Genomic DNA, 12904 nt, shown 5'->3' on the forward strand with positions numbered 1-12904 from the left:
GATCACCCCATGAGCTTCGCCGTACCGGAGCACGTCCGGCCGATCCGCGACGCCGTGCGCGCGTTCATGACCGAGCGCGTCGAACCGGCCGAGGAGGTGCTGCACGAGGGCGGGCCGCGGGCCGCCGCCACCATGGCCGGGCTGCGGGACGAGGCCAGGAAAGAGGGCCTGTGGGCGCTCGGCCACCCGCGCGAGCTGGGCGGCGGCGGGCTGCCGTTCCTCGACTACGTCTACGTCAACGAGGTCCAGGGCCGCAGCGAGTACGGGCAGCTCGCCCTCGGCACGTTCACGCTGCAGGACTCGCTCATGCTGCACGAGCACGCCTCCCCCGGGCAGCGCGAGCGCTACCTGGAGCCGCTGGTGCGCGGCGACATCTCGCCCAGCTTCGCGATGACCGAACCGGAGGTCTCCAGCAGCGACCCCACCCAGCTCACCACCTCCGCCGTGCTCGACGGCGACGAATGGGTGATCAACGGGCACAAGTGGTTCACGACGGGCGCGTCGGTGGCGGCGTACACGACCGTGATGTGCCGGACCGAGCCGGACGCGCCGCCCCACCGGGCCTTCTCCATGATCCTCGTGCCGACGGACACGCCCGGCTACACGATCGTGCGCGAGACCCCGGTGCTCGGCCTCGGCGGCGCGCACTGCGAGGTGCGCTACGAGGACGTGCGGGTGCCGGCCGCGAACCTGCTGGGCGAGCGCGGGCACGGCTTCGCCATCGCCCAGCGGCGGCTCGGGCCCGGCCGCATCTTCCACTGCATGCGCTGGCTCGGGCAGGCGCAGCGGGCCTTCGACCTGATGTGCCGGCGGCTGCACGAGCGCACCGCCTTCGGCGAGCCGCTGGCGGCCAAGCAGCTCATGCGGCAGCACGTGTTCGACTCCTACACCGAGATCCAGGCCGCCCGCCTGCTCACGCTCCAGGCCGCCGAGGCCGTGGACGCCGGCTCGCAGGCCCGCGTCGAGATCGGCGCGATCAAGGTGGTGGGGGCGCGCATGCTGCACAACGTCATCGACCGGGCCGTCCAGGTGTACGGCGCGGCCGGTCTGACCCCCGACACGCCGCTGGACCGCATGTACCGGCACGCCCGCGCCGCGCGCGTCTACGACGGCCCCGACGAGGTGCACATCGACGCGGTCGGCCGCCGCCTCCTGGGTGCGTACGCGGCCGGCGGCGCCTGGGAGTTCGGCCCGCGATGAACCGCGTCGAGGCGATCGCCCGCGAGGTGTACGGCCCGGACGCGGCCGTCCCGTACGCGGTCAGGCTGACCGGCGGGGCCTCCAGGGAGACCTGGGCCCTGGACGTGGTCGTCCCGGGCGGCGACCGGCACGAGCTGGTGCTCCGGCTCGACGGGCCGGGGGCCGCCCTGGAGGCGGGGACGGGGCTGGCCGAGGAGGCGCGGCTGATGCGGGCGGCGGCCGAGGCCGGGGTGCCCGTCCCGCACGTCGTGGCCGCCGCCGGCCCACCAGCTGGCCCACCCACCGACTCGCCCACCAGCCGGCCCCCTGGGCCGCCCGCCCGGCCGCACGCCGGGCCGTACGTCCTGATGAGCCGGATCCCCGGCGAGACCATCCCGCGCCGGATCCTGCGGGACGAGGCGTACCGGGAGGCCAGGCCGAAACTGGCCGCCCAGTGCGGGCGGGCGCTGGCGGCCATCCACCGCATGCCACTGTCCTGCCTGCCAGAAACCGCGTCCGCGCCACAGGCCGTGCCTGGTGACCCGCTGCGCCGCTGGCGCGACGTGCTCGACCTGACCGGCGAGCCGCACCCGGTGTTCGAGCTGGCCCTGCGGAGGCTGGCGGCCGACCGGCCGCCCGCCGCCCCGGCGGCCGTCGTGCACGGCGACTTCCGCAACGGCAACCTGATCGTCGGCCCGGAGGGCGTCAGGGCCGTGCTCGACTGGGAGCTGGCCCACGCCGGCGACCCGCTGGAGGACCTGGGCTGGCTGTGCGTCAAGGCGTGGCGGTTCGGCTCGCCGCTGCCCGTGGGCGGGTTCGGCGGCTACGCCGAGCTGACCGCCGCCTACGAGGAGGCCGGCGGGCGGCCCGTCGACCTGGACGCGCTGCGCTGGTGGGAGACGTTCGGGGTGCTGAAATGGGGGATCATCTGCGTCATGCAGACCATGCGGCACGTGCGCGGCGGCGCCTCCTCGGTGGAGCTGGCCGCCCTCGGCCGCCGCGCCTGCCAGAACGAGTGGGACCTGCTCGGCCTGCTGACCTGACCTTGCCACCCGGCTACCCGGCCGCCCGACCACCCGGCCGCCGGGCTCTCAGCCTCCGGCGACGGCCGCCGCGATCACGTCGACCAGCCCCTCCACCACCTGCGCGCGGTCGACCTCCGGATGCTCCAGCCACCAGTCGCCCGTGGTCTGCACCATGCCGACGAACGCGTGGCCGAGCACCTGCGCCCGCACCGGGTCGGCCACCACCCGCTCGTCGGCCAGCACCCGGCCCAGCTCCTCGCCCAGACCGCGCACGAGCGAGGTCATGTGGGAGCGGATGCGGGTGTCCTCGGCGCTGGCCCGGTGGAACAGGAAGCGGTAGAGGTCGAGGTTGGCCGAGATCAGGTCGAGATAGACGCCGATGGCGGCGCGGGCCCGGGCCCGCAGGTCGGTGCCGGGCCCGGCGAACTGCGGGCGGAGCTGGGCGATGACCGTGCGCACGTGGCGGTCGGCCAGCGCCTGGTACAGGCCGCTCTTGTCGCCGAAGTGGCGGTAGAGGACGGGTTTGGTGATGCCGGCCTCGGCGGCGATGGCCGCCATCGACACCTCGGGGCCCTCGGTCAGGATGGCCCGGTCGGCGGCGTCGAGCAGCGCCCTGCGCCGGTCGGGGTCCCGTCTGCTCATCTGCTCAGGATAGATCGCAGACGACGCGGCAGCAGCGCCGAGAAGACCAGTAACGCGCCGGTGTAGGCGTACAGGCCGGTGGCCCCGGCGAGGGTGCCGGACGGCTCGGCCCACGGCGGCTCCCACAGGCCGGGCAGCGCGCCCGCCAGGCCGATCGCGGCCCGCAGGTCGAGGGCGAACAGCACGCCCGCCACCGCCAGCGGCAGCCCGCAGGCCAGCGCCGCTGCCGGCCAGGCGGCCAGCACCGCGACGATCAGGGCCGCCGCCGCCAGCAACCCCGGCCCGGCGGGGGCCGGGGCGAAGGCCGCCTGCCCGGCCCGCAGCGCTCTGGCGCCCGCCTCGGTCAGGTAGTAGACGGGGGGAACGGCGGCCAGGCCCACGCCGACGCCGATCAGAACTCGTACCTCACCGGTCACAGAGGCCATCGTCCCCCGCTCACGGACGGCTCACGCGGCGGTTAGCTTTTTGGTCATGAAGAACAGCGGAACAGGCCCGGGCGCCATCACCCCCGACGGATCCCCTGTCGAGTTCTACACCCTCCTCCAGCCCGGCCGCGACGCCGACGTCGTCATCCAGGAGACCCCGCCGGGCGGGTCCGTCCTGGAGCTGGGCGCCGGCGTCGGCAGGGTCACCCACGCGCTCGTCGAGGCCGGGTTACAGGTCGTGGCCGTGGACGAGTCCGCCGAGATGCTGGCGCACGTGCGCGAGGCCGAGACCGTGCACGCGCGGCTCCAGGACCTGCGGCTCGACCGGCGCTTCGACACCGTCACGCTGGCCTCGCAGCTCGTCAACGTCGTCGACGTGGAGGTCAGGCGATCCTTCCTGGCGGCGTGCGCGCGGCACGTCAAGCCGGGCGGGGCGGTGCTCGTCCAGTGGATGACGGCCGAGCGGCACGACGCCTGGCGGGCCGGCTCGGGCAGGAAGGACGGCGACGTCACGATCACCCTGGCGGAGGTCGAGCAGATCTCCCCCGGCGTGTTCGCGGCGACCATGCGCTACGAGCACGGCGACCGGGTCTGGACCCAGTCGTTCACCTCGCGCCGCATGACCGACGACGAGCTGGCCGACGCCCTGGCCGCCGAGGGGCTGCGGCTGGAGCGGTTCCTCACCGAGGACCGCACGTGGTTCCTGGCCCGGCCCTTTACATCGTAGATTTCGGTGTAAATACTGGGAAATACTGGAACTGTTGATACCCTCGCGCCATGAGTGACCCGCTGGACGAGCTGGAGCGGCGGATCGACGGGCTCCGGGCCGGCGTGCGCAAGGCCATGCGCGTCAGGGACGGCGCGACGGCCCGCGTCCTGCGCGCCGAGCTGCGCGCCGCCGAGCGGGCCTGGGACGCCCTGGTGAGCGGCGAGCAGCCGCGCGCCAGGGCGGCAGGGCCCCGGCTGGTCACCGTGCGCGAGCAGGTGCACCAGGCGCTCGCGCTGCTCGGGGCCTGCGCGCAGCCGCGCCTGGTGGTGGCGGTCAGCGGCGCGTTCTTCGCCGGCACCATCCGCAGCGCCCAGCTCACCAGCCTGCGCCGCGACGAGGAGCGCTCGTTCCGGTCCACGCCGCACGGCAGGCCGTACTACCTGTGCGCGGCGCTGACCGACCGCCTCTCCCCCGCCCGCGGCCTGCTGACGCTCAGCACCTGGCCGCTGGAGCGGCGGGTGGTCGGCCCGCTCAGCCCCCGCGTCGACTTCCTGACCTGCGCCATCGCGGTGGCCACGCACGACAGCGACGACGAGCGGGCCCTGCGCTTACTGGCGCGGATGGCCAGGAACGTGCCCGGCGCCACGGCCGCCGACCTCGGCCCGCCCGACCGCCGGCGGATCGCCGAGGCGGCCAGGGCCGAGCTGGCGGTGCACGCAGAACGCGACACGCGCGACCGCGCCGAGCTGGCACGACGCGCCACATCCCAGCTCGGTGACGTGGCCAGGCTCTTCGGCGCCGCTACGCTGGGCACGATCAAGGAGGAGACAGCGACGTGAGCGGCTTGAGACGCGAGGACGGCCCGGCCCACCGGCTCGACGCGCTGCGCGGCACGACGCCGCCCAAGCCGCACGACGCCAGAGCGATCGCGGCCCTGGCCGCCAACCCCGGCTGCACCCGCCGGGCCCTCATGGACGGCGCCGGCGTCGACAAGGACGCCGCGGCCCGCCACCTGGGCTTCCCCGCGCCGTTCGGCCAGTCGCCGTTCGCGATCACCCGTGGGAACGCGTTCGAGGCGCTGGTCAAGGCCGACGGCTGCGCCGAGCTGCTGCGCCTGCTGCGCGAGGTGCTGCACCTGCCGGTCGCCGAGGTGGCCTACCACGACGTGGAGAACGTCGGCGCCCACCTGCGCCACACCCACACCCGCGCCCTGTTCGACCGGGCGGCGCGCGGCGACCAGGACGCCGGCACGCTGTTCGACCACCCGCTGCTCAGCCTGGAGATCGCCGGCCACACCGCGTTCCTCGAACCCGACGTGGTGGCCTTCCAGCTAGGCGGGCGGTTCCACGTGGTGGAGATCAAGTCGTTCGCGGTGGTCGACGGGCAGGCCGAGCCGGCCGCGGTGGCCGCCGCCGCCCGCCAGGCCGCCGTCTACGTGCTGGCGCTGCGCACGATGCTGGCGGAGCTGGGGCACGACCCGCTCACCGTCTCCCACGACGTGGTGCTGGTGTGCCCCGAGAACTTCGCCAACCGGCCGGTGGCCACCCTGGTCGACGTGCGCAGGCAGCTCGCCGTGCTGCGCCGTCAGCTCACCCGGATGACCGGACTGGACCGGCTGCTCGCGGCGCTGCCCGACGACCTCAGCTTCGACCTGCGGCCCGGCGAGGACGGCCGGCCCACCCGCCCGGTCGCCGAGCTGGCCGACGCGCTGCGCAGGACCACCGCCCGCTACGCGCCCGACTGCCTGTCCGCGTGCGACCTGTGCTTCTTCTGCCGCGACGAGGCCCGCCAGGAGGGCGCCTCCGACCTGCTCGGCCGCCAGGTGCGCGACGAGCTGGGCGGGGTCGCCTCGGTGGCCGAGGCGCTGGGCCTGGCCGACGGCCTGCGCGACCCGGCCGACGGCCAGGAGGAGATCGCCGGCCTGCTCCGCAACGCCGAACGCCTGCGCAGGGAGTGCCTCAGTTGAGCCTGCTCACCTCGCTCGCCCGGCTGCGCGCCCTGCGGGAGGGCATCGCCCAGCCCGTCGCCACGGTCCGCCACTGCCACGTCAGCGCGCGGCCGATGGTGTTCATCCCGCTCAAGCTGTCGGGCGAGGCCGCCGCGCCGCTGGCCGCCATGCTCGGCACCGACCGCGACCGGCCGCGCCTGCTCGTCGTCACCCAGCCGCGCAACCGTGAGCTGCGCTTCGCCTGGGCCGCCGAGCTGGCCGGGGTGCTGCTGCCGTACGTCGAGGGGTTCACCGCCGACACCGAGACGGTCGAGCGCAAGAACGCCGACCCCTACGAGCGGGCGCTCGACGCGCCGCAGCTCGTCCTGCCGAACCAGGCGGGCGTCGGCTTCACCAGGCTGCTCGGCCGCTCCACGCGCTTCCGCAGGCCCGACGGGCCCTACCCGGTGCCGCCGGAGGTGCCGCTGCTGGGGCGGTGGCTGACGTACTTCGCCGAGCGGGCCGCCTTCCCGGGCTCGTCGCTGACGCTGGCCGCCACCGAGGAGCTGGGCCGCCACTGGGCCAGCGGGCAGAGCGCGCTGGAGGACGCCAACCTGGCCGCGCTGCTGTCCTGGATCACCGAAGGCCCTTCCGACGACGCCGAGGACCCGCTGATCTGGCCGCCCGCCGGGCCCGCGACCGATCCCGGCTTCGACGCCGAGGTGCTCGCGCCGGCCATCGACAGCGAGTCGCCCGAGCGGGTCGCCGAGGCGCTGCGCACCCAGCTCGAACCCACCTGGCGGCTGATGTGGCAGGCGCTCGACCTGCTGGCCGGGCTGGAGCCGGGCGCGAGCGTGGCCCAGCGCTGGGAGCAGGACCGCGGCTCGTTCAGCGCCATGGCCGCCCACATCGCCGAGGGCGCGCCGCCGCAGGCCAGGCGCGACGGCGCGGTGGCCGCCGCGGCCAAGCTGGCCCGCATGGAACGTGCCCAGGCCGCCTACGACGTGCAGCGCGCCTACGACGACCCGCTGGTGATGGCCGAGTACCGGCTGACCGGCGAGGCGTTCGCCGGCGAGGTGGTCGAGACCGTCCCCGACAACGTCGAGGGCGAGGGCCGCTCGCGCAAGCTGCGTCCGCTGGTGGTGCTCAAGACCGACGACCCGGTACGCCTGCCGCCCGGCGCCTCGCTCGGCACCCCGCAGCGCCGCGGCCAGGGCGCCGAGCTGGTGGAGGCCCACGGCGGGCTGGTCACCCTGAAGATCACCAAGGGCATGGGCCGGGGGAAGACGCCCGCCCCCGGCGCCGTGCCGGAGATCGGCGAGCGGGTCTGCTACACCTCGCTGACCGACGACTTCCAGGGCTCGCCGGCGCTGCCCGAGGCCGAGGCCACGCCGTGGACGCACGGCGGGCCGCCGCAGGAGTACATCCCCGACGACGAGGACGCCCAGGAGGAATGGTCGTGAGCGAGAGCCCGGAGCAGGTGATCGCGAACGTCCTGGCCGACCTGCCCAGGAACCGCGGCGTCGTGGTCGACTCCCCGCCCGGCGCCGGCAAGTCCACGCTGGTCGTGCGGGCCGCCGCGCACATCGCCGCCACCGGCGAGCCGCTGATGATCGTCGCCCAGACGAACGAGCAGGTCGACGACCTGGTGGCCCGCATCTCCGACAAACACCCGCACCTGAAGGTCGGACGGCTGTCGGCCGGCGGCTACGTGCCCCACCCGCGCATGCTGGAGCTGGCCGGCGTCACCGTCGGCACCAGGATCCAGGACCTCGGCGACCCCGACATCGTCATCGCCACGGCCGACAAGTGGGCGTGGATCTCCGGCCGGGTGTGGCCGTGGGCCATCGTGGACGAGGCGTACCAGATGCGCTCGGACAAGCTGCTGCGCATCGCGGGACTGTTCGAGCGGGCGCTGTTCGTCGGCGACCCCGGGCAGCTCGACCCGTTCTCGATCGTCGACGGCGACCGCTGGTCAGGGTTGTCGTGGGACCCGTTGCAGAGCGCGGTGGCGGTGCTGCTGCGGCACAACCCGGAGCTGCCGGTCCACCGGCTGCCGGTGTCCTGGCGGCTGCCAGCCTCGGCCGCGCCGGTGGTGTCGAAGGCGTTCTACCCGTTCACCGGGTTCCGGTCGGGCACCTCGGCGGGCGACCGGCGGCTCGAACTGACCGCCGGCGGCATGGGCACCGTGCACGACCGCGCGCTGGAGGAGGCCGCCCGGTCGGGGTGGGCGCTGCTGGAGCTGCCCGAGCGGCACACCGTGCGCACCGACGGCGAGGCCGTGCAGGCCGTGGCGCTGCTGGCGGCGCGGCTGCTGCAGCGCGGCGCCGTGGCCGCCTCCGAGCAGGGCGAGCGGCCGGTGACCGCCGACCGGATCGCGGTCGGGGCGGCCCACCGCGACCAGGTGGCCGCGATCAGGAACGCCGGGCTGCCGCCGGAGATCACCGTGGACACCGCCAACCGCCTCCAGGGCCGCGAGTACGACGTGACGATCGTGCTGCACCCGCTGTCGGGCCGGCGCGACGCCACCGCCTTCCACCTGGAGTCGGGGCGGCTGTGCGTGCTGGCCTCACGCCACCGGCACGCCTGCGTGATGGTGGCGCGGGCGGGCATCGCCGAGCTGCTGGACGCCCACCCCTCGGCCGAGCCGGTGCAGCTGGGGGTGCCGGTGAAGTTCCCCGACGGCTGGGAGGCCAACCAGTCGGTGCTGGAGCACCTGGCCCGCCACCGGGTCTAGCGGGAACCGGTGACGGGACGGCGTCAGAGGCGGCGCCGCCAGACGTCGATGGCCAGCACGCGGCGCATGCCCGCCGACTCGTACAGGCCCAGCGCGGGGGTGGTGTTGTTGCTGTCCACGTGCAGGATCGTGCCCTTGCGGCCCCTGGCGCCGTCGGCGGCGAAGGCGTGCCGGAGCAGGAAGCGGCCCAGGCCCCGGCCGCGGAAGCGGGGGTGCACGGCGAGCGTGGCGACGTAGCCGCAGTCTTCGTCGGGGACGAACTGGTTGCTGCCGATCAGCACCCCGGCGGGCTCCCCGTCGATCCTGGCCAGGGTGAGCTGGCTCCAGTCGGTGACGCTCATGGCCTGGCGGCGCTCGTACCAGTGGTCGTAGTCGACGGAGACGAAGCCGAAGTGCTCGGCGAAGCCGATCTGGTGCACCGCGTGCGCGGCGCGGCGGGTCTCCTCGTCCTCGCCCGAGTGCAGGGTGAGGCCGGGCGGCGGGGCGGGCGGCTCGACCGGGGGCGTGTGGTCGGCGCGCATGCGGTGGAAGCTGGTGCCGGGCTCGAAGCCCTGCTCCTTGGCGTAGGACTGCTTGTCCTGGTCGACGCGGTAGATGCCGATGTCGAGGGTGACGCCGTCGTGGCCGCGCTCGGCGCCGAGCTCGCGGGCGCGGGCGGTGACCGCGCGCCACAGCTCCTGCCGCAGGTCGTCCAGGCCGTCCGGACCGGCCAGGCCGGGGCGGGTGATGACCTCGATGTTGACCAGGTCGCTGTCGCCCACCCGGCAGGCCCAGGCCCAGCCGGTCAGGCGGCCGGTCTCGTCGCGGGCCAGCCAGCCGTCCCTGTCGAGGTCGAAGCCCGGCTCGGCCAGCTCGTCGGCGATGTCGTCGAGCGTCATGTCGGGCGACCCGATGACGTCGGTGTCGTAGGCCGCGACCAGCTCGTGGATGGCCGCGGCGTCGTCGACCCGGGGACGGCTCAAGATGTGCATGGGGAGGATTGTGCACACTTCGCCACCCCGGCGCCTCCCATTTTTCCCGGGGTGGCTAGGCTGGCCTGGTGGTCGACAGGAAGCCGCTGCACATCGAGGTCGCCACCACCGGCGCGGCGACCGTCGCGCTCGCCCTCAGCGGCGACCTCGACTACGAGTCCGTCAGCCGGCTGGGCGACCTCCCCATCCCGGCGGGCTGCACCGCGATCGACGTCGACCTGTCCCGGCTGACCTTCGTCGACTCCTCCGGCCTGGCCGGGCTCGTCCGCCTCCAGCTGAGGGCCGCCGACGCCGGCGCCGTGGTGCGGGTGGTGGCGCTGACGCCCTATCTGCGCAGCCTGTTCCTGCTGACGGCGATCGACCGGCTGTTCAGCCTGCCGCCGGGCTGACCGCCTCCTGCGGGGCCGCCTCCGCGGGAGCGCCGCCGCGCAGCGGGATCTCCTTGATGAAGGCCGCCAGCAGCGGCACCACGACGGCGAAGGCGATGGCCCACCAGAACACGCCGGAGATCGAGGTCGCCAGCGACTCCAGGATCCCGGTGCGCATCTGCGCGGGGAGCTGTCCGAGCTGCTTGGGGTCCATCCTGGCGCCGCCGCCCGAGGTCATGCGCTCGGCCGCCTGGGCGCCGAAGCGGCCGGTCAGCTCCGACAGGTAGTGGTTGTTGAAGATCGCGCCGAACAGCGAGACGCCGAACGAGCCGCCGATCGACCGGAAGAACGTGGTGGCGCTGCTGGAGACGCCGAGGTCCTTCTGCTCGACGCTGTTCTGCGCGATGAGCATGGTGGTCTGCATGAGGAAGCCCATGCCGAGGCCGAGCACGGCGATGTAGAGGCCGGTCTGCCAGGAGGCCGTGTCGACGCCCATCGTGGACAGCAGCCACATGCCGGCGGCCATGCCGACGCCGCCGACGATCGGGTAGATCTTGTACTTGCCGGTGCTGGTGATGGCCTTGCCGACGAACAGCGACACGACCATGGCCGAGGCCATCATGGGCAGCAGCAGCAGGCCGGAGTTCGTGGCCGTGGCGCCCTGGACGGTCTGCTGGAACAGCGGCAGGAAGTTGATCGCGCCGAACATGGCGAAGCCGAGCAGGAAGCCGATGCCCGAGATCAGGGTGAAGTTGCGGTTGCGGAACAGCTGCAGCGGCATGATGGGCTCGGCCACGCGGCGCTCGACCACGATGAAGCCGGCCAGGAAGACCACGGCGACCGCGATCAGGGTGAGGATCTGCCAGGAGCCCCAGGTGTACTCGTTGCCGCCCCAGGTGGTGATGAGCACCATCGCGGTGATGCTGACCGACAGCAGCACCGCGCCCGCCCAGTCGATGCGCACCTTGTTGTGCGTGCGGGGCAGGTGGAGGTTGAGCACGAGCAGCACCAGCGCGACCGCGCCGACCGGCAGGTTCACGTAGAAGGCCCAGCGCCAGTCGAGGTGGTCGGTGATGAAGCCGCCGACCAGCGGGCCGGCGATCATCGCCAGCGACATGACGCCGGCCATGATGCCCTGGTACTGGCCGCGCTCGCGGGGCGGCACCAGGTCGCCGATGATGGCCATGACGTTGACCATGAGGCCGCCGGCGCCGAGGCCCTGGATCGCGCGGAAGGCGATCAGCTCGGTCATGCCGTCGGCGGGGCCCCCGAGCATGGAGGAGCCGGCCATGCCGCACAGCGCCGAGCCGATCATGAAGATGACGACCGAGGTGAGGAAGATGGTCTTGCGGCCGTACAGGTCGCCGATCTTGCCCCAGATCGGCGTCGAGACGGTCGTGCCCAGGACGTAGGCGGTCACCACCCAGGACAGATGGGTCAGGCCGCCTAACTCGCCCACGATGCGCGGCATGGCCGTGCCCACGATCATGTTGTCCAGCATGGCCAGCACCATGGCCAGCATCAGGCCCGGCAGGACGACCATGACCTCGCGGCGCCGTCCGACTGCCTCCGCCACTGCACACCCCCAGCTTTGATCTTGCTTACTTGCCGACCGGCAAGCTTAGAATAAGCTAGATACTTACTTGCCGACCGTCAAGTCGAAATCAAGGTGCAAAGTGCGGGAAGACACGCGGGCGCGGATCCAGGAGATCGCGCTGAAACTCTTCACGGAGCAGGGCTACGAGGCGACCTCGCTGCGCGAGATCGCCGAAGAGCTGGGCGTGACCAAGGCCGCGCTGTACTACCACTTCAAGACCAAGGAGGACATCATCGGCAGCCTCGTCGACCTCCGGGTCGCCGAGCTGCAGGAGCTGCTGGAGTGGGCCAGGAACGCGCCGAAGACCCCCGAGACCCGCCGCGAGCTGCTCGAGCGTTACGCCGAACGGCTGCGCCAGCCCCGCTACCTGGCCGTCGCCCGATTCCTGGAGAGCAACCAGACGGCGATGCGCAACCATCCCCAGCTCGCCAAGATGCGCGACACGATGATGGAGCTCACCGCCGAGATGAGCGACGCCGGCGCCACGCCCACCGAGCGCATCAGCCGCTCGCTGGCGCTGTTCGCGCTGCACGCGGGCAAGTGGCTGTCGATGGCCGGCGAGGGGCTGACCGAGGAGGAGATCGACAAGGCGTGCATGGAGGTGGCGCTGCGGCTCGTGGAGCAGTAGCGACCCCTGGGGCACTTCACCGGCGGACGGACGATTGGCGCGCGGAATCCGGGGCAGAAGGCTCGCACGCATCCAGACGGGAGGAGACGCAGTGGAGGCGACGATAGCGCTCCGACTGCCCAGGGATGCGGCGAGCGTCCCGCTGATCAGGCAGATGCTGGACGGCACGCTGCGCTCGCTCGGCGTCGAGGCCCAGATTCGCGACGACATCGAGTTGATGCTGACCGAGGCGTGCGCGAACGTGGTCAAGCACGCGGCGCCCAGCGACGACTACACCGTCAGCGCCTGCGTGTGCGACGACCTGTGCGTCATCAAGGTCGTCGACACGGGGGGCGGTTTCGATCCGAACAAGGTGATGGAACCCGGCCCGGGGGCCGAGCACGGCCGCGGACTCCAGATCATGCGCGCGCTCGCCGACGACATCCGGTTCACCAACGTGCGCGAGAACGGGGCGATGGTCTGCCTGGAGAAGAAGCTGCGCTTCGCCCCTGGGGCGGCGGGACAGCATCTCATCGCCAGGTGACCCGCACACCGGGGCCGGGGGGCCCCCGACACCGGCGACCCGCCCCGAACAAAAAAAAAAATCAAAAAATAAAATACGAGAAAGCGGGGGGGGGGGGCCCACCAACCTCCCGCCCTGCCCCCCCCCCCCGGGGGGGGGGCCCCCCGCCCCCGCCCCCCCCCGGCCCTTTCACT

Annotated in this window: 14 protein-coding genes; 10 read left to right on the forward strand and 4 right to left on the reverse strand. The window is 73.3% G+C overall.

Annotated features, from left to right (window positions below; all coding sequences use genetic code 11):
- Positions 1-9: 9 nt before the first annotated feature.
- Both AB0J76_RS23345 and AB0J76_RS23350 read left to right on the forward strand, forming a co-directional pair.
- Positions 10-1200 carry an acyl-CoA dehydrogenase family protein gene (locus tag AB0J76_RS23345; protein WP_352327738.1) on the forward strand — a complete coding sequence of 397 codons (1191 nt, stop codon included), beginning with the start codon at positions 10-12 and terminating at the stop codon, positions 1198-1200.
- Entirely contained in the window at positions 1197-2222 is a 1026-nt protein-coding gene (locus tag AB0J76_RS23350) for a phosphotransferase family protein (RefSeq protein ID WP_352327737.1), read from the forward strand. Before AB0J76_RS23345 ends, AB0J76_RS23350 begins: the two co-directional genes overlap by 4 nt.
- A 48-nt stretch (positions 2223-2270) precedes the next feature.
- Here the strand turns inward: AB0J76_RS23350 and AB0J76_RS23355 are convergent, their stop codons facing one another.
- Complete coding sequence (locus AB0J76_RS23355) at positions 2271-2846, reverse strand: TetR/AcrR family transcriptional regulator (protein WP_352327736.1); 576 nt, start codon at positions 2844-2846, stop codon at positions 2271-2273.
- Positions 2843-3262: a hypothetical protein gene (locus tag AB0J76_RS23360; RefSeq protein ID WP_352327735.1), complete on the reverse strand. Its 420-nt coding sequence runs from the start codon at positions 3260-3262 to the stop codon at positions 2843-2845. The genes AB0J76_RS23355 and AB0J76_RS23360 overlap by 4 nt, the downstream gene beginning before the upstream one ends.
- Positions 3263-3317: 55 nt before the next feature.
- Here AB0J76_RS23360 and AB0J76_RS23365 point away from each other — a divergent pair, with 55 nt between their 5' ends.
- The 5 genes from AB0J76_RS23365 to AB0J76_RS23385 are packed head-to-tail and all read left to right on the forward strand — an operon-like array spanning position 3318 to position 8644.
- On the forward strand, positions 3318-3998 hold the full coding sequence (locus AB0J76_RS23365) for a class I SAM-dependent methyltransferase (protein WP_352327734.1): 681 nt from the start codon (positions 3318-3320) through the stop codon (positions 3996-3998).
- Positions 3999-4048: 50 nt separating this feature from the next.
- Positions 4049-4819 (forward strand): hypothetical protein, encoded by a 771-nt coding sequence (locus AB0J76_RS23370; RefSeq protein ID WP_352327733.1) that lies wholly within the window; start codon positions 4049-4051, stop codon positions 4817-4819.
- Positions 4816-5946 carry a hypothetical protein gene (locus tag AB0J76_RS23375; RefSeq protein ID WP_352327732.1) on the forward strand — a complete coding sequence of 377 codons (1131 nt, stop codon included), beginning with the start codon at positions 4816-4818 and terminating at the stop codon, positions 5944-5946. Before AB0J76_RS23370 ends, AB0J76_RS23375 begins: the two co-directional genes overlap by 4 nt.
- The gene (locus AB0J76_RS23380) at positions 5934-7370 is read left to right on the forward strand and encodes a hypothetical protein (protein WP_364390434.1); all 1437 of its coding nucleotides are present in this window, start codon (positions 5934-5936) and stop codon (positions 7368-7370) included. Before AB0J76_RS23375 ends, AB0J76_RS23380 begins: the two co-directional genes overlap by 13 nt.
- Positions 7361-8644: an AAA family ATPase gene (locus AB0J76_RS23385; protein ID WP_352327730.1), complete on the forward strand. Its 1284-nt coding sequence runs from the start codon at positions 7361-7363 to the stop codon at positions 8642-8644. Before AB0J76_RS23380 ends, AB0J76_RS23385 begins: the two co-directional genes overlap by 10 nt.
- A gap of 23 nt (positions 8645-8667) precedes the next feature.
- On the opposite strand, the gene AB0J76_RS23390 is transcribed toward AB0J76_RS23385, so the two are convergent.
- Positions 8668-9615, reverse strand: coding sequence for a GNAT family N-acetyltransferase (locus AB0J76_RS23390; RefSeq protein WP_364390436.1), 948 nt, complete (start codon positions 9613-9615; stop codon positions 8668-8670).
- A gap of 68 nt (positions 9616-9683) precedes the next feature.
- On the opposite strand from AB0J76_RS23390, the gene AB0J76_RS23395 reads away from it, so the two are divergent.
- Positions 9684-10004, forward strand: coding sequence for an STAS domain-containing protein (locus tag AB0J76_RS23395; RefSeq protein WP_352330798.1), 321 nt, complete (start codon positions 9684-9686; stop codon positions 10002-10004).
- Here the strand turns inward: AB0J76_RS23395 and AB0J76_RS23400 are convergent.
- Positions 9985-11559: an MDR family MFS transporter gene (locus AB0J76_RS23400; protein WP_352330796.1), complete on the reverse strand. Its 1575-nt coding sequence runs from the start codon at positions 11557-11559 to the stop codon at positions 9985-9987. The two genes, AB0J76_RS23395 and AB0J76_RS23400, sit on opposite strands and share 20 nt — an antisense overlap.
- Before the next feature lie 100 nt (positions 11560-11659).
- Here AB0J76_RS23400 and AB0J76_RS23405 point away from each other — a divergent pair, with 100 nt between their 5' ends.
- Both AB0J76_RS23405 and AB0J76_RS23410 read left to right on the forward strand, forming a co-directional pair.
- Complete coding sequence (locus AB0J76_RS23405; protein WP_352330794.1) at positions 11660-12208, forward strand: helix-turn-helix domain-containing protein; 549 nt, start codon at positions 11660-11662, stop codon at positions 12206-12208.
- A 91-nt stretch (positions 12209-12299) separates the two neighbouring features.
- The gene (locus AB0J76_RS23410; RefSeq protein ID WP_352330793.1) at positions 12300-12731 is read left to right on the forward strand and encodes an ATP-binding protein; all 432 of its coding nucleotides are present in this window, start codon (positions 12300-12302) and stop codon (positions 12729-12731) included.
- Positions 12732-12904 lie beyond the last annotated feature (173 nt).

This window comes from Nonomuraea sp. NPDC049624, assembly GCF_040675255.1.
Taxonomy (GTDB): domain Bacteria; phylum Actinomycetota; class Actinomycetes; order Streptosporangiales; family Streptosporangiaceae; genus Nonomuraea.

What these genes read in the sequence shown, in the direction of transcription:
- AB0J76_RS23355 (WP_352327736.1), bottom strand. Translation starts at nt 2,846, where the DNA reads ATGAGCAGACGGGACCCCGACCGGCGCAGGGCGCTGCTCGACGCCGCC.
- AB0J76_RS23385 (WP_352327730.1), top strand. Translation starts at nt 7,361, where the DNA reads ATGGTCGTGAGCGAGAGCCCGGAGCAGGTGATCGCGAACGTCCTGGCC.
- AB0J76_RS23350 (WP_352327737.1), top strand. Translation starts at nt 1,197, where the DNA reads ATGAACCGCGTCGAGGCGATCGCCCGCGAGGTGTACGGCCCGGACGCG.
- AB0J76_RS23365 (WP_352327734.1), top strand. Translation starts at nt 3,318, where the DNA reads ATGAAGAACAGCGGAACAGGCCCGGGCGCCATCACCCCCGACGGATCC.
- AB0J76_RS23390 (WP_364390436.1), bottom strand. Translation starts at nt 9,615, where the DNA reads ATGCACATCTTGAGCCGTCCCCGGGTCGACGACGCCGCGGCCATCCAC.
- AB0J76_RS23370 (WP_352327733.1), top strand. Translation starts at nt 4,049, where the DNA reads ATGAGTGACCCGCTGGACGAGCTGGAGCGGCGGATCGACGGGCTCCGG.
- AB0J76_RS23345 (WP_352327738.1), top strand. Translation starts at nt 10, where the DNA reads ATGAGCTTCGCCGTACCGGAGCACGTCCGGCCGATCCGCGACGCCGTG.